This window comes from Paraliobacillus sp. X-1268 (assembly GCF_003426095.1).
Lineage (GTDB): Bacteria > Bacillota > Bacilli > Bacillales > Amphibacillaceae > Paraliobacillus_A > Paraliobacillus_A zengyii.
The window spans coordinates 1-20,278 of record NZ_QJSK01000031.1 but is presented as its reverse complement, the minus strand read 5'-3'; the positions used below and the strand labels follow the sequence as shown (position 1 = coordinate 20,278).

At 36.4% G+C, this 20,278-nt stretch carries 23 protein-coding genes and 11 tRNA genes; 32 read left to right on the top strand and 2 right to left on the bottom strand.

The features are described from left to right. The first annotated feature begins 306 nt into the window (after positions 1 to 306). From D2K62_RS17870 to cshA, 5 genes are all read left to right on the top strand, one after another. A complete protein-coding gene (locus D2K62_RS17870; protein ID WP_112179716.1) occupies positions 307 to 804 on the top strand; it encodes a GNAT family N-acetyltransferase in 498 nt (165 codons plus the stop codon). A gap of 213 nt (positions 805 to 1,017) precedes the next feature. Further along, entirely contained in the window at positions 1,018 to 1,260 is a 243-nt protein-coding gene (locus D2K62_RS17865) for a glutaredoxin domain-containing protein (protein WP_112179717.1), read from the top strand. 66 nt (positions 1,261 to 1,326) lie between these two features. Further along, the gene (locus tag D2K62_RS17860) at positions 1,327 to 1,716 is read left to right on the top strand and encodes a YppG family protein (RefSeq protein WP_157967362.1); all 390 of its coding nucleotides are present in this window, start codon (positions 1,327 to 1,329) and stop codon (positions 1,714 to 1,716) included. A gap of 102 nt (positions 1,717 to 1,818) precedes the next feature. Beyond that, positions 1,819 to 2,529, top strand: coding sequence for an alpha/beta hydrolase (locus tag D2K62_RS17855; RefSeq protein ID WP_112179719.1), 711 nt, complete (start codon positions 1,819 to 1,821; stop codon positions 2,527 to 2,529). Positions 2,530 to 3,123: 594 nt separating this feature from the next. Further along, positions 3,124 to 4,587, top strand: a complete 1,464-nt coding sequence (cshA, locus tag D2K62_RS17850) for a degradosome RNA helicase CshA (RefSeq protein ID WP_112179720.1) — start codon at positions 3,124 to 3,126, stop codon at positions 4,585 to 4,587. A 60-nt stretch (positions 4,588 to 4,647) separates the two neighbouring features. On the opposite strand, the gene D2K62_RS17845 is transcribed toward cshA, so the two are convergent. Then, positions 4,648 to 5,415, bottom strand: coding sequence for a rhomboid family intramembrane serine protease (locus D2K62_RS17845; RefSeq protein WP_112179721.1), 768 nt, complete (start codon positions 5,413 to 5,415; stop codon positions 4,648 to 4,650). A 135-nt stretch (positions 5,416 to 5,550) separates the two neighbouring features. Here D2K62_RS17845 and acpS point away from each other — a divergent pair, with 135 nt between their 5' ends. The 15 genes from acpS (at position 5,551) to D2K62_RS17770 (ending at position 18,032) form a co-directional block, all read left to right on the top strand. Continuing rightward, positions 5,551 to 5,919 carry a holo-ACP synthase gene (gene acpS, locus D2K62_RS17840; RefSeq protein WP_112179722.1) on the top strand — a complete coding sequence of 123 codons (369 nt, stop codon included), beginning with the start codon at positions 5,551 to 5,553 and terminating at the stop codon, positions 5,917 to 5,919. Between the two features lie 67 nt (positions 5,920 to 5,986). Then, positions 5,987 to 7,498 carry an NAD(P)H-hydrate dehydratase gene (locus D2K62_RS17835; RefSeq protein ID WP_112179723.1) on the top strand — a complete coding sequence of 504 codons (1,512 nt, stop codon included), beginning with the start codon at positions 5,987 to 5,989 and terminating at the stop codon, positions 7,496 to 7,498. Between the two features lie 53 nt (positions 7,499 to 7,551). Further along, positions 7,552 to 8,571: a LolA family protein gene (locus tag D2K62_RS17830; protein WP_112179724.1), complete on the top strand. Its 1,020-nt coding sequence runs from the start codon at positions 7,552 to 7,554 to the stop codon at positions 8,569 to 8,571. A gap of 164 nt (positions 8,572 to 8,735) precedes the next feature. Beyond that, on the top strand, positions 8,736 to 9,851 hold the full coding sequence (gene alr / locus D2K62_RS17825) for an alanine racemase (RefSeq protein ID WP_112179725.1): 1,116 nt from the start codon (positions 8,736 to 8,738) through the stop codon (positions 9,849 to 9,851). Positions 9,852 to 10,013: 162 nt separating this feature from the next. Next, positions 10,014 to 10,295 carry a CopG family ribbon-helix-helix protein gene (locus tag D2K62_RS17820; RefSeq protein WP_112179726.1) on the top strand — a complete coding sequence of 94 codons (282 nt, stop codon included), beginning with the start codon at positions 10,014 to 10,016 and terminating at the stop codon, positions 10,293 to 10,295. Positions 10,296 to 10,299: 4 nt separating this feature from the next. Beyond that, positions 10,300 to 10,650, top strand: coding sequence for a type II toxin-antitoxin system PemK/MazF family toxin (locus tag D2K62_RS17815; protein ID WP_112182627.1), 351 nt, complete (start codon positions 10,300 to 10,302; stop codon positions 10,648 to 10,650). 206 nt (positions 10,651 to 10,856) lie between these two features. Beyond that, positions 10,857 to 11,726 (top strand): RsbT co-antagonist protein RsbRA, encoded by an 870-nt coding sequence (locus D2K62_RS17810; protein WP_112179727.1) that lies wholly within the window; start codon positions 10,857 to 10,859, stop codon positions 11,724 to 11,726. A 5-nt stretch (positions 11,727 to 11,731) separates the two neighbouring features. Then, on the top strand, positions 11,732 to 12,088 hold the full coding sequence (locus D2K62_RS17805; RefSeq protein WP_112179728.1) for an STAS domain-containing protein: 357 nt from the start codon (positions 11,732 to 11,734) through the stop codon (positions 12,086 to 12,088). 3 nt (positions 12,089 to 12,091) lie between these two features. Next, entirely contained in the window at positions 12,092 to 12,511 is a 420-nt protein-coding gene (locus tag D2K62_RS17800) for an anti-sigma regulatory factor (RefSeq protein ID WP_112179729.1), read from the top strand. Further along, positions 12,512 to 13,525, top strand: coding sequence for a PP2C family protein-serine/threonine phosphatase (locus D2K62_RS17795; RefSeq protein ID WP_112179730.1), 1,014 nt, complete (start codon positions 12,512 to 12,514; stop codon positions 13,523 to 13,525). It abuts the gene before it with no gap. A gap of 52 nt (positions 13,526 to 13,577) precedes the next feature. Then, positions 13,578 to 13,913: an STAS domain-containing protein gene (locus D2K62_RS17790; RefSeq protein ID WP_112179731.1), complete on the top strand. Its 336-nt coding sequence runs from the start codon at positions 13,578 to 13,580 to the stop codon at positions 13,911 to 13,913. Further along, positions 13,913 to 14,389, top strand: coding sequence for an anti-sigma B factor RsbW (rsbW, locus tag D2K62_RS17785; RefSeq protein ID WP_112179732.1), 477 nt, complete (start codon positions 13,913 to 13,915; stop codon positions 14,387 to 14,389). The genes D2K62_RS17790 and rsbW overlap by 1 nt, the downstream gene beginning before the upstream one ends. After that, entirely contained in the window at positions 14,361 to 15,152 is a 792-nt protein-coding gene (gene sigB / locus D2K62_RS17780; protein WP_112179733.1) for an RNA polymerase sigma factor SigB, read from the top strand. The genes rsbW and sigB overlap by 29 nt, the downstream gene beginning before the upstream one ends. After that, positions 15,152 to 15,748 carry a SpoIIE family protein phosphatase gene (locus D2K62_RS17775; protein ID WP_112179734.1) on the top strand — a complete coding sequence of 199 codons (597 nt, stop codon included), beginning with the start codon at positions 15,152 to 15,154 and terminating at the stop codon, positions 15,746 to 15,748. Before sigB ends, D2K62_RS17775 begins: the two co-directional genes overlap by 1 nt. Before the next feature lie 109 nt (positions 15,749 to 15,857). Continuing rightward, entirely contained in the window at positions 15,858 to 18,032 is a 2,175-nt protein-coding gene (locus D2K62_RS17770) for a Tex family protein (RefSeq protein WP_112179735.1), read from the top strand. 22 nt (positions 18,033 to 18,054) lie between these two features. Here the strand turns inward: D2K62_RS17770 and cmpA are convergent, their stop codons facing one another. After that, positions 18,055 to 18,171: a cortex morphogenetic protein CmpA gene (gene cmpA / locus D2K62_RS17765; protein ID WP_112179736.1), complete on the bottom strand. Its 117-nt coding sequence runs from the start codon at positions 18,169 to 18,171 to the stop codon at positions 18,055 to 18,057. An 81-nt stretch (positions 18,172 to 18,252) separates the two neighbouring features. Here cmpA and D2K62_RS17760 point away from each other — a divergent pair, with 81 nt between their 5' ends. The 12 genes from D2K62_RS17760 to D2K62_RS17705 all read left to right on the top strand — a co-directional run bounded on the left by D2K62_RS17760 (position 18,253) and on the right by D2K62_RS17705 (position 20,145). Further along, the gene (locus D2K62_RS17760) at positions 18,253 to 18,696 is read left to right on the top strand and encodes a SprT family protein (RefSeq protein ID WP_112179737.1); all 444 of its coding nucleotides are present in this window, start codon (positions 18,253 to 18,255) and stop codon (positions 18,694 to 18,696) included. Between the two features lie 267 nt (positions 18,697 to 18,963). After that, positions 18,964 to 19,038: transfer RNA gene (locus D2K62_RS17755), tRNA-Asn, on the top strand. A gap of 2 nt (positions 19,039 to 19,040) precedes the next feature. Beyond that, positions 19,041 to 19,131 (top strand) — tRNA-Ser (locus D2K62_RS17750). Between the two features lie 19 nt (positions 19,132 to 19,150). Next, positions 19,151 to 19,222, top strand: a tRNA-Glu gene (locus D2K62_RS17745). Positions 19,223 to 19,262: 40 nt separating this feature from the next. Further along, positions 19,263 to 19,339: transfer RNA gene (locus tag D2K62_RS17740), tRNA-Asp, on the top strand. Between the two features lie 7 nt (positions 19,340 to 19,346). After that, positions 19,347 to 19,421, top strand: a tRNA-Gln gene (locus D2K62_RS17735). A 115-nt stretch (positions 19,422 to 19,536) separates the two neighbouring features. Then, positions 19,537 to 19,609, top strand: a tRNA-Lys gene (locus D2K62_RS17730). A gap of 36 nt (positions 19,610 to 19,645) precedes the next feature. After that, positions 19,646 to 19,732: transfer RNA gene (locus tag D2K62_RS17725), tRNA-Leu, on the top strand. Between the two features lie 68 nt (positions 19,733 to 19,800). Continuing rightward, positions 19,801 to 19,874: transfer RNA gene (locus D2K62_RS17720), tRNA-Arg, on the top strand. Between the two features lie 7 nt (positions 19,875 to 19,881). Then, positions 19,882 to 19,958 (top strand) — tRNA-Pro (locus D2K62_RS17715). A 26-nt stretch (positions 19,959 to 19,984) separates the two neighbouring features. Next, positions 19,985 to 20,058: transfer RNA gene (locus D2K62_RS17710), tRNA-Gly, on the top strand. 9 nt (positions 20,059 to 20,067) lie between these two features. Then, positions 20,068 to 20,145 (top strand) — tRNA-Ile (locus D2K62_RS17705). The last annotated feature ends 133 nt before the right edge of the window (positions 20,146 to 20,278 follow it).

Genomic DNA, 20,278 nt, shown 5'->3' with positions numbered 1-20,278 from the left:
TATCAGAAGGTATCCTTTTTTACTTACTTAAATTGTTTCAATTTTATAAAAAAGTTGCACCCTCCAACCATAAATTTGGAAAGGTGCAACTTTTTATTGTTTATCTGGGTTTTGTCCCAGCCTCTTTTTATTGTTTATCTGAGTTTTGTCCCAGCCTCTTTTTATTTAGATTGTTTTAAAAAGGGAATAATGAAATCGATAAGTAAGCAACAAAATTAACAAGAAAATCAAGGGAACTTTTTGTTAAATAATTCTCTATATAATATAATTAGAAGAGAGTTTATTAGAGTTTAGGGGGAACTTATCATGCCACATATTGAAACGAAGAGATTACTGATTATTACATTAACACCGGAGATTATGGAAGCGGCATTATTAGGTAGGGACAAATTAGAAAAAGCAATTTCATATGATGTATCTTCTGAGTGGCCAATGGATGTTTACAAACAGTTTTTTCCTTATAAAATACAACAATTCAAAGAATCACCTGCTGTGAATGATTGGGAAGGTATGGTGATCCTTAAAGATAAACAACTTATAATTGGTGACATCGGCTTTAAAGGTGGTCCAAATGAAAAGGGTATTATCGACTTGGGTTACAGTGTAATTCCTAGTCAACGAAGAAAAGGATATGCAACCGAGATGGCTAATGCAATGGTCAATTGGGGAGTTGTACAATCAGGAGTAGAGCAAGTAGTAGCAACATCAGATCCAGATAATATTGCCTCTAAAAGAGTTCTTGAAAAATCAGGTTTTCATAAAGTGAAACAAACAAATGATACAATCTATTGGTTATATTCATAAAGACTTAACTAATTATTATAGAAAAAATATTAAAATAAAGTTTAATCATCAGATTAAAGGGTAACTATTACAGTAACCTTAAAAAAGTAGTAAAAAAGTAGTAAAAAAGTCCCTTTATCATATTACAGAGAAGTTTCAATTCTTAGGTATCTGGAATCATATATTGTCATAGAAGTTAACATCATGAATTGCACAAAATAAGGAGGAGCAAAAATGGGTGAGAAAAATATTCGGGTATATGTAAGTAATGATTGTAAAGAATCTAATGAAATGATTCATTTATTAGAAGAACTAGATGTGCCTTTTGAGCAAAAGAATGTTACAGAGAACAAGTCTTACATGAAAGAGTTGCAAGAACAGAAAATATACGCTACACCAGTTGCAATTATTAATAACAATAAGATCTTAGGATTTCAGAAGAACAAATTAATGGATGTATTACGCCGTTATGCATAATAGAACGAATTAATGGTATGGGCATATGATAGTAATGAAATAACTTTTAAGAAAGGGTTTGTTCACATGCCTATAAGAAAACCATCTCCGTTTTTATATCGACAAAATGCTGGTAAGTATTATAATCAACCATTCCAATTCTATCAAACGATACAGCAGCAAGCAAACTATCCATCACCTACAACATACGTGCAAACACCTCAACAACCACAAAACATTTCACCTTATCAGTATTTTGCAAAGCCAGCCCAACCGATTGAATGGTATTCAGAATCAAACTCGTTTACTGATACAAATAGTCAACAAGCCAAGGGTTTTATGCATATGTTTCAAGATAAGGACGGGCAAATGGATCTTGATAAAATGTTAAATACTGTTGGTCAGATGGCTAATACGTATCAGCAGGTTTCACCGATAATAAAGGGGATAGGTTCCTTTATGAAAGGAATAAAGTAAGCTCCTACCCATTTTATATGGATTTCAACTTTTGAGGAATGATAACCTCTGACTCAGGGTAAAGTATAGCAATGGCAATTTTATAGAGAAGAGGGATAAGTAGTGATTGGTTGTTTATGTATTCATGGTTTCACCGGGGGAGCATATGAAATAGAACCATTAGCTGATCATTTACGAAGTCAAACGGATTGGTATATTGAAGTGCCAACGTTACCTGGTCATGGTAAGGAATTAGCTTTAGAAAAAGTAAGCTATCAAGATTGGATAGAAAAGGCTGAAGAAGCGCTTATTGAGTTGAGGCAAAAAGTAGATAGTGTATACTTGGTAGGCTTTTCAATGGGAGGTATGATTGCAGCATACCTTGCAGCCAAATATGATGTGACGAAATTAGTCTTGCTTTCACCATCACGTAAATACTTGAATATGAAGCAACTGACTATTGATATCAGTCAGTTTATTAGAGATAAACTGATTGGTGAATTAGAGAATAATTTTTTGTATCAACAGTATCACCATAAAAAGGGTGCCATACCATTTCGTGCTTATATTGAATTTGTAAAATGTATGAAGTTTACGAAGCCGTTTTTACAAAGCGTCACCTGTCCTGTTTTAGTAGCACAAGGCATTCAAGACGGAGTGGTACCATATACGACTACCCAATACCTAGATAAAGAAATTCCAAGTGAAATAGAAGTGATTTATTATTTTGATTCCAAGCACTTAATTTGCTTAGGTGAAGATAAAGATATCTTAAGTAAAGCTGTTTGTAAATTTTTTAGAAAAAAAGACAAAGTTGTCCCCCAACTTAACTGATTTGGGGGAATTTTTTTGTTTATATATAAACTTAGTAAAGATAATGTAGAATCACGTATAATTTGTCGGCTTCATTCAAAAAATAAAAAGAACTCTACGATAGCAATACATTTACAAAGGATAAGCCAAAATTTTCAAAGATGATTTAATCATTTTTTTTAGACGATTTTTTTATATATGGCGCAAATGATTGAAAATCCTCATGTTTATAGGTAGAATTAGTGGGAAGAGTATGGTAAGATGTAGTAATCCATTGAGTGCTCGCTAATAAGCCCATTCCCACGAGTGCGGAAGAAGGCTTTTTTCACGTTAATGATTCATTGATTGAAAGCACCCCTTTCAACTGTAACGTCTAATGAATTAAGATGCTTTAGACTTATATTTTTACTTTTGTTCATTATAAAAGCAAAGAATTCGGTTCTATATAAAAGGGTCTGTCTTTTAAAGTTGTTTTCAATAACCTGGTAAGCAGCCATTGTTACCATATTAAATTTAAAAATTACACATGATGAAACGTCTTAACATACGAAAAAACTTGTTAACGTGTATAACGTGCTAAATATGAGATCAAAAAAGAAGGAGTTTGAAAAGAAATTGACAACATTTGAATCACTAGGTATATCTCAACCAATTATGAAGTCCCTTAAACAAATGGGATTTGAAGAAGCAACACCAATTCAGGAACAAACTATTCCATTGGGTTTAGAAGGGAAAGACGTGATCGGACAAGCCCAAACTGGAACAGGTAAAACAGCTGCATTCGGTATTCCGATGATCGAGAAAATTTCTGTAGATGAAAGAAAGATTCAGGGATTAATCGTTGCACCTACAAGAGAATTAGCAATTCAAGTATCTGAAGAAATTCATCGTTTAGCCAAATTTAAAGGTGTACGCACACTTCCTATTTATGGTGGTCAACAGATGGATCGCCAAATCCGTGGATTAAAAGACGGCCCGCATATTGTTGTAGCAACACCTGGTCGTCTATTAGACCATATTCGACGTAAGACGATTAACATTAAAAATGTGCATACAGCTGTTTTAGATGAAGCTGATGAAATGCTTAACATGGGTTTCATTGAGGATATCCGTGATATTCTAAAAGCTATTCCAGAAGATCGTCAAACATTATTGTTCTCAGCAACAATGCCAAAAGAAATTAGAAATATTGCTTCTACATTGATGAAGAATCCTGAAGAAGTAAGAGTGAAAACAAAAGAAATGACTGTTTCAAATATTGATCAGTTTTTTGTTGAAGTAAATGAAAGACAAAAGTTCGATACGTTAACTAATCTTCTTGATATCCACGTACCAGAATTGGCAATTATTTTTGGTCGTACGAAAAAAAGAGTGGATGAGGTAACAGAAGGACTTCAAGCACGTGGTTTCAGTTCTGAGGGAATTCATGGTGATTTAACACAAGGAAAACGTATGTCAGTTTTAAATAAATTTAAGAGCGGACGTATTGAAATTCTAGTTGCAACTGATGTTGCTGCTCGTGGATTAGATATCTCTGGTGTTACACACGTATATAACTTTGACGTGCCACAAGATCCAGAAAGCTATGTACACCGTATTGGGCGTACTGGTAGAGCTGGTAAAGGTGGAGAAGCAATTTCATTTATTACGCCAAGAGAAGTGCCACACCTTCATTTAATTGAAAAGGTTACGAAGAGTAAGATGAAACGCATGCAAGTGCCATCTTCTGATGAAGCTCGTCGTGGTCAACAAGAATTAACAAAAGAAAAATTAGAAACAACGATTCAGAAAGAGAATATCCAAGATTATCGTGAAACTGCAGCAGCGTTATTAGAAGAAAATGATTCTGTTACAGTAATCGCAGCAGCGCTTAAATTGATGACGAAAGAGCGTCGTCAAGCACCTGTTACATTGACATCTGTTCAACCAGTAAGTGTCAAAGGAAAAGGTGGAAAAGGCGGTAATAGCTATCGTGGTGGAGATAAACGCAACTCATCTCGCAAAGGTAAACCAAGTGGCGCTAGTGCTGGTGGTAACCGTAAGTTCCAAAACAAACGCGGCTCAAATAAACGCGGATAATATAAAAGCCAACATGATGAATTTCATGTTGGCTTTTTGCTTATTTAATTATAGGTTTAATTAAAATAACCCACCTATAACTCCCAATACAATAAGTACAATAATGACTCCCCAAATGATCGCTCCTACGTTCTTATTCGGAGAAAAACGTTTCTTATTCCAACGATTAGGATCAAATGAAACAGAATCACCTTTTGGTTTTCGTCTACGTATTTGCTGATAGGTAAATGTTTTTGCTTTTGTTAATACAAGTGGTCCTAAAGCCAAACCACCAATGAAGCCAAATAGATGCGCATAAATATTAATGCCTGGTCGAAGAAATGTCATAATTAGACCAATCACACCAATGGTAATAACAATTTGTCTACTAGACGGATCGATTAAATCTTTACGCGAGAATGCCATGTAAATGTACAAACCAATTAACCCGTATACAGCACCAGATGCCCCATAATGCATATAGTTTAATCCAGGTTCAGCTAAATAGGTAAAAATATTACCAACAACTCCAGCAAATAAATAAACAAAAATAAATTTCGATTTACCTAACATTTGTTCTAGTGCTGGACCAAATAAAACAAGTGAGAAAGAGTTAAATAAAATATGCATGATACTGCTTGGGTCATGAATGAAAATAGGTGTAAGAAAACGCCAGTATTGTTCTGCTTCGATTGCTGCATTCCAACCAATTCCCCATGAAAAAATCCAATCTCCTAGTGGAGTGGAGAAGAAAGTATTGAGCCAAACGAATAGTTGGATGCCTATAATAATAGTTACAGTTGGATAAAATCTTATAAAGTCTTTAAATGTTTCGGAACGAAAAAACATAGTCATACTCCTTTATCATTTGTGCGTCATTTCTATCATATACCATCTAAAGAAGAATACACAATCAAAACCTCTAGTAAATATGTGATGAATTCCGTTATACTAACAATACAATATGCAAAGGAATGATAGAAGATGATTTTGGGTATAGGGGTCGATATAGTTGATTTAGAAAGAATAAAGGTAATGATGGAACGACAACCGCGTTTTATAGATAAATGTTTGACGCCAAATGAAAAAGGGCAATGGGAATTATGTCGTACTAAAAAAAGGAAAGTTGAATTTTTAGCTGGAAGGTTTGCTGCTAAAGAAGCATTCTCAAAAGCGCTAGGTATAGGAATCGGCCGTTTAGGTTTTCAGGATATTGAAATTAGAAGAAACGAGTTAGGAGCTCCGTTTATTATCTCACAGTCAACCGCATCTAATATTGTCTTCTTATCACTATCACATAGTGACACTTATGCAATTGCTCAAGTCGTAATTGAGCAAAGTATACAAGAGTAGAATTGGACAAGTTTGCATAAATGGCTAAGCTGTCTCATATATTTTAGTGCGGGTAGGAGGGAATAAGTTGAAGATCGTTACCGCAAAAGAAATGTACGAAGTTGACCGAATTGCGATGGAAGAAAAGGGATTACACGGGTGTATTCTGATGGAAAACGCAGGACGATCAATAGCTGAAAAGGTAAAAAAACATACTAGTAAAAGCAGTAAAATAATAGTTCTAGTTGGTAGTGGAAATAATGGAGGAGATGGTTTTGTTATTGCTCGAACATTATTTAATCAAGGCTACTTGATCGAAGTTATTCAACTAGTTACTAATGATCAAATAAAAGGGGACGCGCTATACCATAAGAATGTTTTCGAACAATATAGTGGCATTGTTCATCCTTATTCTATGGCTAGCCACACATTGATTGCTGAGGCAGATGTCATCGTTGACGCAATGCTTGGTATTGGTGTGAATGGTAAAACGCGTTATCCATACAATGAAATAATAACCTCAGTAAATGCATCTCAAAACCTGATCATATCGGTTGATATTCCAAGTGGTGTTCCTTCAGAGAATGATCTGGATTTTGAAGTCGCAATTAAGGCAGATTATACGTGTGTAATTGAGGCACCAAAGTTAAGTGCTTTCGTTACAGGCTATGCTTCTTATTATGGTGAATGGGAAGTCATATCAATTGGTTTACCGGTTGATGCATTCGAACAAGTTCAAGAAAGACGTACATGGGATCAATGTGATGTTAAAGCTACTTTGCCTAAAAGGGATCGATTTGCTCATAAAGGAAGCCACGGGAAAGGGCTGATCATAGGAGGAAGTAGATTGATGCCTGGTTCGGTTACGATGACAGCAAAAGCTGCATTGCGTGCAGGAACAGGTTTACTAACAATTGGGACAAAGAAAGATGCAATCCCATCTATTGCATCACAGTGTGCAGAAGCAACCTTTATTGATTTAACTGCTGAAGGTGGTTGGATTGGTGCTGAGAATGTAATAAAAGACAGTAACTATGACGTGATTGCAATTGGTATGGGAATGGGAAGAGAAAAAGCTACCTGCGAATTTACTAAACAGGTTTTAAGGGAAGCAAAGGTCCCTGTGTTAGTTGACGCCGATGGTCTTTCTCACATCCAAGATGATTTGACTATTTTGCAAAGTCGCTCTTACCCGACAATCTTAACTCCACATCCAGGGGAAATGGCAATGTTACTGAATTGTTCAATAGCTGAGGTAGTTGCTGCACCTTTTAAGGTCGCTAAAGAGTTTGCTGAGAAATATCACTTGCATCTCGTTCTTAAGGGGACATATTCGATCGTAACGGATCCGTCTGGTAACCAATGGGTAAACACAACTGGTAATCAAGGACTTGCCAAAGGTGGAAGCGGAGATTGTTTATCCGGAATTATTTTGGCAATGATAATGCAAGATCAGACTATTTCTGAAGCATTGTCCAATAGTTGTTATATTCATGGGAAGTCAGCTGATTTACTTGTGGAAGATAGCCATAGTACGTATGATTTACTTGCGACAGATGTAATCGAAGGAATTCCTTTCGTGTTTCGTGCATTTTCTTAATGTGGTACGGTCATTCCTTTTGTCCTTGGATTTGAGCCGAAGGAGCTGTGACCATGAAAAAAAGTATCAGCGTTGGAATCATACTTGTGTCGATGCTGTTGTTAGTTGCCTGTGGAGAAAAGTCAAAAGAAGATGTGATGACGAAATTAGAAGAGAGTCTAGAAGAAATGAGTGGCTACCAGACACAAGCGAGCATGCGTCTTCAAACAGGTGAGAAAGAGCAAAGTTATGAGATTGAAATTGCGCATAAAAAGAAAGCCTATTATCGTGTTTTGCTAAAAAATGACCAAGATGAAGAAGGTAGTCAAATTATTTTAAAAAATGATGATGGTGTATTTGTGTTGACACCTGCATTAAACAAAAGTTTTAAATTTCAAAGCGATTGGCCATCCAATAGCAGTCAGCCCTATTTATATCAATCACTTGTAACCGATATATTAAATGATGGGGATGCCGTATTTAAGACGACTGAAAATTATTATGTGTTTGAGACGAAAACGAATTATCAAAATAATAGTACGTTACCGTATCAAGAAATTTATTTCGATAAAAAAACGTACACACCTGTAATGGTAAAAGTGTTAGATCAAGATCGAAAAGCATTAGTCGAAGTCGAGTTTACAAATTTCGAATTAGATCCTGAATTTCCTGATGATATGTTTGAAATGGAAAATAATATGACAAGCAGTCTATTTGGAATACCTGTAAGCGCGGATGTTGAAAATATGGATCAAGATTTAACTGTTTTATATCCAACGGAATTATTAGGAAGTGAATTAACCGAAACAACAGAGGTCGATACAGAGAATGGTAAGCGAGTCATGTTATCCTATCAAGGTGATAAAGATTTCACACTAGTTCAAGAGAAACCAGAAGTATATCAGACATCTGTGATGCAACCTGAAATGGTGAATGGAGATCCAGTTAGTTTAGGGTTTACCATCGCAGCACAGACTGCATCAGCATTAGAATGGAGCTATCAAGGTGTCGATTATTATTTGGCTAGTGAGGCATTAACGAAAGAAGAGATGACTGAAGTGGCGACATCTATAACCGCTCAAGCAACAAAATAATCGTTCATTAAAATTAATAGAAATGAAGCAGATACCTTTTTGTAAGGCTCTGCTTTTATTTTTTTAACGGAGCTGATGATAAAGGCTTCCATATTTCTTTTAAATCATAGTTGACACAGAAAAGCGGGAGGTAAATAATAAAGACATAAAAGGAGAAGTTGGACATGACACAATTATCATACCGCGCTGCTTGGATAGATGTTGATTTAGGGGCGATTCGCTATAATGTGAAGCAAATCAAAAAACGCCTCTCTCCTACAACAAAAGTCTATGCAGTTGTAAAAGCAAATGGATATGGACATGGAGATGTGGAAGTTGGTAAAACAGCACTTCAAGCAGGGGCTTCAGCATTAGCAGTAGCTTTACTAGAAGAAGCGATTCGATTAAGAGAATCGGGTATTACTGCTCCCATCCTTGTGCTAGGCAGGGTTGCACCTGAATACGTAGAAACGGCAGCGAAATATAAAATAACACTTACTTTTTATCAAAAAGATTGGCTTAAACAAGTAAAACAACAAGATTTTACAGAACAGTTAGATGTCCATTTGAAATTAGATACCGGAATGGGAAGAATTGGTGTACAAAAATCGGAAGCGTTAGTTGATATTTTACAAGAAATGACCGATCCACGAATTCATTTTCAAGGATTATTTACACATTTCGCAACTGCCGATGAGGGAAGTCTAACGTATTATGAAGAACAGAAGGATAAGTGGGAATCATTACGGACAGTTGTTGAATCTAACTGGTCCAATCCCGTGTTGATGCACACTGGAAATAGTGCTGCTAGTATGCGTTTTCCGGACGAGATGTTAGACTATGTGCGTTTCGGTATTAGTTTATACGGGTTATATCCCTCGCCAGTTGTTAAAGAAGAAAAGCCAATTCCCTTAAAACCAGCACTGTCATTACATGCGCAATTAGTACATGTAAAAAAAGTTTCACCGGGCATGTCAGTTAGTTATGGTGCGACCTATACTGCTACAGAGGAAGAATGGATAGGAACGATCCCACTAGGTTATGCAGATGGATTACGCCGTAAATTACAAGGAACAGATGTGCTAATAGCAGGAAAACGAATGAAAATTGTCGGAAAAATATGTATGGATCAATGTATGGTTAAATTAGATCAAGCATATCCTATTGGAACACAAGTAACATTAATAGGTAGAATGCAAGATGAAGAAATAACGATGGATGAAATGGCTGAAAACTTAAATACAATTAATTATGAAGTAGCTTGTATGTTAAGTAATCGTATCCCTCGTTATTATAAGTGAAAGAAGTTTTATAAGCTTAAATCTTAGTAAGGGCGCTTCATTTGGTTCAAAGGGATAATAGAAATTAAAAAAAGTGAAAAAAATGCCTTTGCAAAGCACTTTGCACAATGATATGATAGATAGTGGATAAAGTAAATGGGCTTGTAGATGTGGTGGAGGTGTATGGTTTTGTCAGAGAACGCACAAGAAATTGTTGTTCGATTACCTAAGAATCTGCTTAATGAGGTGGACCGTTTAATGAAGAATGAGAACAGTGATCTGAATGAATTTATTTATCAGGCAACTAAATCGTATTTACGAGAGAAGAAGAAAAGACATATTCGAGAATCCATGCAAAGAGGCTATATGGAAATGGCTAAAATTAATTTAAATATTGCTTCAGAAGCTTTTCAAGCTGAAGAGGAGGCAGAAAACACCCTTGAGCGCTTAGTGAGTGGGGTGTAAACAGTTGATTGTAAAAAGAGGCGAAGTTTATTTCGCCGATCTTTCTCCTGTCGTTGGATCAGAGCAGGGCGGGGTACGCCCGGTATTGATCCTACAAAATAATATAGGTAATCGTTTTAGTCCTACGGTTATCGTTGCTGCCATTACCGCACAAATTCAAAAAGCTAAATTGCCGACGCATGTCGAAATTGATGCAAAGAAATACGGTTTTGAACGTGACTCTGTTATTTTATTAGAGCAGATTAGAACGATAGATAAACAGCGATTAACAGACAAAATAACGCAACTAGATAATAACATGATGGAAAAAATTGATAAAGCATTAGAAATCAGTTTAGGTCTAGCAGATTTTTAACGCAGATGAACAGAATAAAAAAGCTCTTGTCTAAAATCGACAAGAGCTTTTTTATATAGGAAAGAGGATAGGGAAAGGACGATTAGAAAATATGCATAAAATACGACAAATAAGTATGTTATTATGGAACTGTTAGACAAACAATGATAAATTACTTATATATATAGTTTTGTTTAGATAAAAGATAGCAATACGGAGGAGATAAGATGCACAGAAGATTACAAGCAATTGTTGTTGATAACAGTGATACAATTATTAAGAATTGGCTAGAACAAGTGTCAGAAAAGCGTAAATCTGACTATACCTCTGCAATATCAGATGAATTATTTCAAAGTACAAATAGAGAATTTGTAAATGTAATCTTTACTAGTGTTGATAAAAGCGGTCTAACGGATGAATTAGATAACTTCTCAGAACGATTAGTTAATCTTGGCTGGCCATTAAGTTACTTAACAGATGGTCTACAGACGTTTCGTCGTGTAACGATTGACTTTATTCTTAGTCAATCCGAAAAAATAGATTCCGATCACTTTTCAACAGTTTTAGATATGGTCGATAGATGGATTGATCCAATTATTAATCGATTAGTTAATGAGTATTCAGGTAGTTGGGAGCATACGGTTTCGATGCAACGTGTTGCATTGCAAGAACTATCGGCACCACTCATTCCAGTAATGAATAATATCACTATAATGCCTTTAATTGGGACAATTGATACTGAACGAGCTAAGTTAATCATGGAAAACTTATTGGAAGGTGTTATTAAGCATAATTCGGAAGTTGTCTTAATTGATATTACTGGCGTGCCAGTTGTAGATACCATGGTTGCGCACCATATCATACAAGCATCTGAAGCAGTGCGTTTAATTGGATCTACTTGTATTTTAGTTGGAATTCGTCCAGAAATAGCCCAAACAATTGTTAATTTAGGGATTGATTTAAGCAAATTCCCAACGAAAAGTTCATTAAGAAAAGGTTTTGAGACAGCACTGGAATTGACTGACAGAAAAATTGAAAACTGCGGAGAAACGGAACAAAATATTGAGAAGTTATTAGGGTCTCTTAAAAAGGAGTGAGTGCCGTGCGAATACCAATTTTAAAGTTGCATAACTATTTACTTATTTCCATTCAAACTGATTTGGATGACCAAACAGCGATTCAATTTCAAGAAGATCTTCTAAATAAAATACACAAAAGCGGTGCCACAGGGGTAGTGATTGATTTAACATCTGTAGATATTATCGATTCATTTATTGCAAAGGTACTAGGAGATGTCGTGACTATGTCCGATTTGATGGGAGCAAGAGTTGTATTAACTGGCATCCAACCAGCAGTTGCCATGACATTAATTGATTTAGGAATTCATTTGCAAGATGTGCGAACTGCTTTGGACTTGGAACAAGGCTTGATTAAACTTCGCCAGGAACTGGAGGACTGATGAATGGACTTCAAACCCTGCGTTAACATACAAAATGAATGGGATATTGTTGGAGCGCGTCAACTAGGTCGTGAACAGGCTAAAGAGGTAGGATTCGGTACAGTTGATCAAGCACGCATAGCAACAGCTATCTCAGAGCTTGCAAGAAACATTTATCTCTATGCAGGAACCGGTAAGATTTGTTTTGAAATTATAAATAATTTAGAACGAAAAGGATTGATTATTGTTGCTGTAGATCAAGGGCCTGGAATAAGAGATATTAGTCAGGTAATGCAGGACGGATATACCACGTCAGGTGGTTTAGGTGCTGGTCTTCCTGGTGTAAGACGATTAATGGACGAGTTTGATATTGTATCAGATATTGGGGTAGGTACAGAAATACGTACATCCAAGTGGATACGTAAAGGTTTAGGGGGTGCTTAAGTGGAAACAATTAAGCTTGATATGGAAGATTATCGTAAATTACTAAAAGAATATTTACTTACAAAGGATGAAACTGCTCTTTATCGTGCAGAACAATTCAGTAAGTTATCCATGCAACATAATATTTCTCCAGAAGAGATTATTAATACGCATATTGAAGCTTTAAAAGAATTATATCCAAGTTTACAGAAAGAAATCAGTGACTCTTTAAACTTCTTGTTAGAGGCTATGATTTCTTATGGTTTGGCTTATCAAGAATTTCAGAGCCTCCGAGCCAAACAGTCTGAATTAAACTCGGAAATATCGGTTGCAGCTAACATGCAACAAACATTATTATCTACTATTAAGCCGCAGACAAAGGGTCTTGATATTGGAGCTATTAGTGTTCCAGCAAATCAAATGAATGGTGATTATTATCATTTTGTTACAGATAAAAAAGATGATTCTTTAGGAATTGCGGTCGCAGATGTTATTGGAAAAGGAATACCAGCAGCGCTAGCGATGTCGATGATTAAGTACTCAATGGATAGTTTTCCGGAATCTCAGCGTAATCCGAGCGCTATTTTAGAAAATTTAAATAGAGTTGTAGAACGTAATGTTGATCCTAGCATGTTCATTACCATGTTTTATGGCTTATATAACCCGAAAGACGCGGTTTTTTCATATGCATCTGCCGGTCATGAACCAGGTTTTTATTACCATGCAGATAAAGGTGAATTTGAGGAAATAGAGGCGAGAGGTCTCGTGTTAGGGGCAACAGATCAATCGAAATACCAACAATTTGAACGTCACATTAAAAAAGATGATCGAATTATTTTATTGACAGACGGTGTGTCGGAATGTCGTGTGGGTGATCGGTTTATTGAACGTGAAGAAGTCCTAGATGTTATCAAAGAATACATACACTTGCCTGCTCAAGAAGCTGTAGAACATGTCTATAAACACTTTGAACGTGTACAAGACTTCCAATTAAGGGATGATTTTACATTAATTATTCTACGAAAAATAGTTTAACGGTTTAATTGAAAGGGTAAAGAGTGAAGACAATTAATGATGGAGGTAAATAATGAATATTAACCTAGATATACAAGTAGTTGAGGAAGACTTAACTACGACGCTGGTATTAGCTGGAGAGATTGATGCCTATACTGCTCCTAAATTAAAGGATGCTTTACTTCCACTAACCCAAAAGGCTAACGTAATGGTTATCGTTGATTTAGAAAAAGTAGACTACTTGGATAGTACTGGACTTGGTGTCTTCATAAGTGCGTTGAAGTCAACAAAGGAGTACGGTAGTGAATTGAAGTTATTACAACTACAAGACAGGGTACGTCGATTATTTGAAATTACAAGTTTAGATAGCATCATTACAATTGAAACGACTGTACGGGGTGGGAACTAATGGAATATTTTGACTTCATTGAAATGAAGGTACCTGCAAAAGCGGAATATGTAGGTGTTGTACGTTTGAGTATCTCAGGCATTGCTAATAGAATGGGTTTTACATATGAAGATATTGAAGATTTAAAGGTAGCGATTTCTGAAGCGATGACAAATGCTACAACGCATGCATACAGCAAGCGAGAAGAAGGTGAAGTAACAGTAGGATTTGGTGTATATGACAACCGTTTAGAAGTTATGGTTGCCGATCATGGCGGTAGTTTTAACCTGGCGGAAGTTAAAAACGGGATAGGACCATATCGTCAAACGGAAGCAATTGAGAATTTGCGAGAAGGCGGGTTTGGTCTATTTTTGATTGATGCATTAATGGATAAAGTAGAGATTAAAAATGAATATGGTGTAATTGTGCTTATGACAAAGTATGTCCATACGAATGAGGTGGGAATAGATGACGACCAAATCTCAACCACACAATAGTCGTGGGGATGAGGTTTACCAATGGATAAAGCATCTTCAAGAAAACCCAAAAGACGAAGAAATACAAGAAAAAATTGTCTTGACCTATCAAAATCTTGTTCATTCTATCGCTCGTAAATATGCAAAGAATAGTATGATACATGAAGATCTTGTTCAGGTAGGGATGCTCGGATTATTAGCGGCAATCAGACGGTATGATCCAACATTAGGTAAATCATTTGAATCGTTTGCGATACCTACTATTATAGGTGAAATAAAACGATTCATAAGAGATAAAACATGGAGTGTGCATGTCCCACGTCGAATCAAAGAACTTGGTCCGAAGATTAAAAAAGCAACAGAGGAACTTACAACGGACAATCAACGTTCGCCATCTGTTGGAGAAATTGCTGCCTATTTAGAGGTGTCGGATGAAGAAATATTAGAAACGATGGAAATGGGTCAAAGTTATCGAGCGCTCTCAGTTGATAAAAAAATCGAGGCAGACTCAGATGGAGGAACTGTCTCTATCTTAGATCTAGTAGGTAATGAAGATGACGCCTATGAAACAACAGATCAGCGAATGTTACTAGAAAAGGTTTTACCCCTCTTAACTGAAAGAGAACAACAGATTTTACAATTGACTTACTTTGATAACAAAAGTCAAAAAGAAACAGGAGATACGCTTGGTATTTCCCAAATGCATGTTTCGCGCATCCAAAGAAAAGCTTTAAAGAAGTTAAGAGAAGCACTTCAAGCTGAAGATATAGGGGCGCATTACTAGTGAAACAACGTGAACATATGCAACTATCTGTTTATCAAAAGGCGAAAAAAGGTAATTATTATTGTGGAGACAGCTACTATTTTAAAGAAACAGAAAATGAGTTTATTTGTGCACTTGCAGATGGTTTAGGAAGTGGCGAACAGGCAAAAGAATCATCTCAAGCTGTAATGGATATTATTGAGGATAATGATTATGCAACTGTTGAGCAACTAATTAAATTATGTAATAAAGAATTAATTGGCAAGCGCGGTGTTGTACTAGGTGTGCTTAAAATTAACTTTATTGAAAAAACATACACATATTCTTCTATTGGTAATATTGGGATCATGACGATTTCTGCGGATTCAGAGAAAAAACGAAATATTCCCCAAAATGGATATTTAGGTAGTTTTCCTCGTCAATTGAAAGTAGTACATGAAACATTTTCTGAAAATATGGTTTTTGTCATGTTTTCCGATGGTGTAACTTCGAAAGACTTATCATATAAGTATTTTTTGGAAAAAGATGTTACAAAGATAACGGACTTGTTCTCACATTCGATGGATCCAATTCGACATGATGATACCACGCTGATTGTAATGAAATATAATTTATAAAAAAGTTCTTATCGATACGGATAAGGACTTTTTTTAGTAGCAATAATCTCTATTATGCAAAAACATAGGAGTTTGATAAACTATAGAGGAATAGATAGGAGGAAATAACGTGACAGAAGCCACCGCACCATTAAAAGAAATAATTGATTGGGTAGTAAAAGAAACGGATATAGCTGCATCTTCAATTAATCAAGTGATTACATTACTTGAAAAAGGCAACACTGTGCCATTCATTGCTCGTTATCGTAAAGAGCAGACAGGGGCATTGGATGAAGTTCAAATCAAAACAATTGAAGATAAATGGGAATATGCTGTACATTTATCTGAACGTAAGCAAGAAGTAATTCGCTTAATTGATGAACAAGGAAAACTAACAGATACACTGAAAAATGATGTGGAACAGGCAACACAATTACAACGAGTAGAGGATCTTTACCGTCCATATAAACAGAAAAGAAAAACAAAAGCAACCGTTGCGAAGGCAAAAGGCTTAGAGCCATTAGCAGAAATAATTTGGACACAAGATGTCATTTCCATAGAACAAGAAGCGACTTCTTACTTATCAGAAGAGCATGAATTACTAACGGTAGAAGAAGTCCTTGCTGGTGCTAATGATATTATTGCAGAATGGATATCTGATGATGCTGTGTATCGAGAATACATAAGAGAGAGCACACATAAAAAAGGAATTATACAATCAGAGGTAAAGAACAAGGCTGAGGATGAGAAAGGCGTATTTGAAATGTATTATGCATACCAAGAGCCGATTCGTTCTGTTGTCTCTCACCGTATACTAGCGCTTAATCGTGGTGAAAAAGAGGGAATTATTAAGGTAGGTATTTTACCACCGATTGAAAGTATTGAAGCTTATTTAGAAAGAAAAATAATAAAAACAAAAGCAGCTGAAGCGGTGCGGACGTTTTTACAACAAGCGATAAGTGACAGTTATAAGCGTCTTATTCAACCGTCAATAGAGCGAGAAATTCGCAACTTATTATCTGAATCAGCAGAAAAACAAGCGATTGATATTTTCTCGAAAAATCTTAAAAACCTTTTATTACAACCACCTCTTAAAGGTAAAACAATATTAGGTGTAGATCCTGCTTTTCGTACGGGTTGTAAACTAGCAGTTGTTGATGAGACTGGAAAAGTATTTGATATTAACGTTATATATCCAACTGCACCAAAACATGATACAGTTGGTGCAGAAAAAATAGTATTAGACTATTTGAAACGATATGATGTTGAATTAATATCGATTGGAAATGGTACAGCTTCTAGGGAAACAGAACAATTTATTGCTGATTTAATTAGTAAGCACGATCTTTCTGTAGCATACATGATAGTTAATGAGGCGGGAGCAAGTGTATATTCTGCTTCTAAGTTGGCTAGAGAGGAATTTCCTGACCTGAAAGTGGAAGAGAGAAGTGCTGTGTCGATTGCAAGAAGAGTTCAAGATCCTTTAGCTGAATTGGTTAAGATTGATCCGAAGTCCATAGGGGTAGGCCAGTATCAACATGATGTCACACAAAAAAGTTTGAATGAGTCATTAAAATTCGTGGTAGAAACTGCGGTTAACCAAGTTGGGGTTAATGTAAATACTGCGTCGACATCCTTATTGCAATATGTTTCTGGTTTAAGTAAAACCGTAGCAACCAATGTGATCAAGGAAAGAGAATCTTTAGGTAAATTTACAGATCGTAAGCAATTAAAAAAGATACCAAGATTGGGTAACAAAACGTATGAACAGAGTATTGGGTTTTTACGTGTCTCTAATGGGACTGAACCTCTTGACCGTACGCCTATTCATCCAGAGAGTTATCCGGCTACCAAAGCTTTACTAAAAATGATTGGTTGTAAAACCGAAGATTTAGGTTCTGAAAAACTAAAACTGAAATTAGAAGAACTTGATGTTGAGGCTGTTGCAGAACAATTAGATTTAGGGAAGTTAACCTTATCGGATATTGTTAAAGCATTGGGTAGTCCTGAACGAGATCCGCGTGATGATCTAGCACAACCTTTATTGAAGAAAAATGTATTATCAATGGAAGATCTAAAAACAGGTTTAGAATTACAAGGTACCGTCCGCAATGTAGTGGACTTCGGTGTGTTTGTGGATATTGGTGTTAAACAAGATGGGCTTGTTCATATTTCAAAGATGTCAAACAAGTTTGTTAAACATCCAATGGATATAGCGGCTGTTGGTGATGTAGTAACAGTTTGGGTCGATAAAGTTGATGAGCAAAAACAACGTATTGCTTTAACGATGATTAAAGAAGACTAAGAGATAGAAGGATATCGAGAGACTATCTCGATATCCTTCTATCTAAATAAAAAAACCAGCATTGATTTAAGATTTTTATCTGTCTTAAGTTTTTTTCTTGAAAGGCGTCCGACATTTGTTTTTTGAACCAATTGGGCATATGATCTTCTCCTTGGTTTGGTTATGATGATATAAGATATGTAGGACATAAGTTGAATGTGATAAATGAGGGGTATAGTAGATGGAACAAATAGAATTAGAACGATTGATCAACGAATTGTCACTTACTTATTTTAAAAAGCCATATATAGATAAAGTTTCCTTTAATAAAAGATTACGAACTACTGGTGGAAGGTATCTTCCAACAAAAAGGTCGATTGAATTAAATCCGAAATATTTAGAGGAATTAGGATTAGAAGAGTTTTGCGGTATAATTAAGCATGAGTTATGTCATTATCATTTACATATAGAAGGAAGAGGATATAAGCATGGCGATATAGAATTTAAGCGTTTGCTAGAGAATACTGGATCACCTCGTCATTGTCAGCCTTTACCTACAATGAATGAGGATCCGTTACATTTATATGAGTGCATAGCATGTAAACAACCTTATCCTAGAAAAAGAATACTTAATGTTAAGAAGTATCGTTGCGGTAAATGCAGAGGAAAGTTAGTAAAGCTCTAGTAATGAGAGCAGTTATTAAATTTGTAGCGGTTTTTTTAATTAAAAGATTGACGAGTAATAAGATTTTATGTTAAATTATATAAGCATTTGAAAAACAGACCTACTTTTTTATATAAGAAGCTTGACCTCTTCCTATTCTTTTTAGTAGAATATAAGGAGTGTCGACAGTATATGAAAAGACTAATAGAGAGTTTTGAAAAATGTTATTGACATAGGGTGTTAATTGTAGTATTATTTTAAAAGTCGCCAAAGAAAACATTTAATTATTCCACAGTAGCTCAGTGGTAGAGCAATCGGCTGTTAACCGATCGGTCGTAGGTTCGAGTCCTACCTGTGGAGCCATTGGAGAAGTACCCAAGTGGCTGAAGGGGCGCCCCTGCTAAGGGTGTAGGTCGTGTAAGCGGCGCGAGGGTTCAAATCCCTCCTTCTCCGCCATTTTTATATATTTTATCAAGGCCCGTTGGTCAAGCGGTTAAGACACCGCCCTTTCACGGCGGTATCACGGGTTCGATTCCCGTACGGGTCACTTTTATTATTTTGAATATTTTCGCTTTGCGAAAATTATTGGTCCGGTAGTTCAGTTGGTTAGAATGCCTGCCTGTCACGCAGGAGGTCGCGGGTTCGAGTCCCGTCCGGACCGCCATTATTTATGGGCTATAGCCAAGCGGTAAGGCAACGGTTTTTGGTATCGTCATGCGCTGGTTCGAATCCAGCTAGCCCAGCCATTTTAAATAAAGCAAACTTAAATATTTCTACTATATTAAAACCTTTGGAACGTAAGTGTTTTCGAAGGATTTTCTATTGTTACAAAGAAAATTAAAATTTGGTATTTTATAATTCGAGCCATTAGCTCAGCCGGTAGAGCATCTGACTTTTAATCAGAGGGTCGAAGGTTCAAGTCCTTCATGGCTCATCACATATAGTTGTTTCTTTTGTCTCAATTATATATGCGGTCGTGGCGGAACGGCAGACGCGCTAGGTTGAGGGCCTAGTGGGTGAATAACCCGTGGAGGTTCAAGTCCTCTCGACCGCACCAAGTTGACTATAGAAAATCATTGACGTTTTAGGTGCTCTGTGATATATTTAAATATGTCGCTTTAACGAGCGCCCGTAGCTCAATTGGATAGAGCGTTTGACTTCGGATCAAAAGGCTAGGGGTTCGATTCCTCTCGGGCGCATCATAACCGGGAAGTAGCTCAGCTTGGTAGAGCACTTGGTTTGGGACCAAGGGGTCGCAGGTTCAAATCCTGTCTTCCCGACCATGAGGACAATTTATATATTTAATAATGCGGGTGTAGTTTAGTGGTAAAACCTCAGCCTTCCAAGCTGATGTCGAGGGTTCAATTCCCTTCACCCGCTCCATTGTAAAATGGGCCTGTAGCTCAGCCTGGTTAGAGCGCACGCCTGATAAGCGTGAGGTCGGTGGTTCGAGTCCACTCAGGCCCACCATTTAACAATTGATCTTTGAAAACTGAACGAAACACACAGTATGTTAAGTAAGTAGAAACAACAAGCTAGTTAAGTATTTGAGCAGCAAGCTCGCATTTTATGGAGAGTTTGATCTTGGCTCAGGACGAACGCT

What these genes read in the sequence shown, in the direction of transcription:
- D2K62_RS17830 (WP_112179724.1), top strand. Translation starts at nt 7,552, where the DNA reads ATGAAAAAAAGTATCAGCGTTGGAATCATACTTGTGTCGATGCTGTTG.
- acpS (WP_112179722.1), top strand. Translation starts at nt 5,551, where the DNA reads ATGATTTTGGGTATAGGGGTCGATATAGTTGATTTAGAAAGAATAAAG.
- D2K62_RS17820 (WP_112179726.1), top strand. Translation starts at nt 10,014, where the DNA reads ATGGTTTTGTCAGAGAACGCACAAGAAATTGTTGTTCGATTACCTAAG.
- D2K62_RS17870 (WP_112179716.1), top strand. Translation starts at nt 307, where the DNA reads ATGCCACATATTGAAACGAAGAGATTACTGATTATTACATTAACACCG.
- sigB (WP_112179733.1), top strand. Translation starts at nt 14,361, where the DNA reads ATGACGACCAAATCTCAACCACACAATAGTCGTGGGGATGAGGTTTAC.
- D2K62_RS17800 (WP_112179729.1), top strand. Translation starts at nt 12,092, where the DNA reads ATGGACTTCAAACCCTGCGTTAACATACAAAATGAATGGGATATTGTT.
- rsbW (WP_112179732.1), top strand. Translation starts at nt 13,913, where the DNA reads ATGGAATATTTTGACTTCATTGAAATGAAGGTACCTGCAAAAGCGGAA.
- D2K62_RS17810 (WP_112179727.1), top strand. Translation starts at nt 10,857, where the DNA reads ATGCACAGAAGATTACAAGCAATTGTTGTTGATAACAGTGATACAATT.
- D2K62_RS17790 (WP_112179731.1), top strand. Translation starts at nt 13,578, where the DNA reads ATGAATATTAACCTAGATATACAAGTAGTTGAGGAAGACTTAACTACG.
- cmpA (WP_112179736.1), bottom strand. Translation starts at nt 18,171, where the DNA reads ATGCCCAATTGGTTCAAAAAACAAATGTCGGACGCCTTTCAAGAAAAA.
- alr (WP_112179725.1), top strand. Translation starts at nt 8,736, where the DNA reads ATGACACAATTATCATACCGCGCTGCTTGGATAGATGTTGATTTAGGG.
- D2K62_RS17865 (WP_112179717.1), top strand. Translation starts at nt 1,018, where the DNA reads ATGGGTGAGAAAAATATTCGGGTATATGTAAGTAATGATTGTAAAGAA.
- D2K62_RS17760 (WP_112179737.1), top strand. Translation starts at nt 18,253, where the DNA reads ATGGAACAAATAGAATTAGAACGATTGATCAACGAATTGTCACTTACT.
- D2K62_RS17845 (WP_112179721.1), bottom strand. Translation starts at nt 5,415, where the DNA reads ATGTTTTTTCGTTCCGAAACATTTAAAGACTTTATAAGATTTTATCCA.
- D2K62_RS17860 (WP_157967362.1), top strand. Translation starts at nt 1,327, where the DNA reads ATGCCTATAAGAAAACCATCTCCGTTTTTATATCGACAAAATGCTGGT.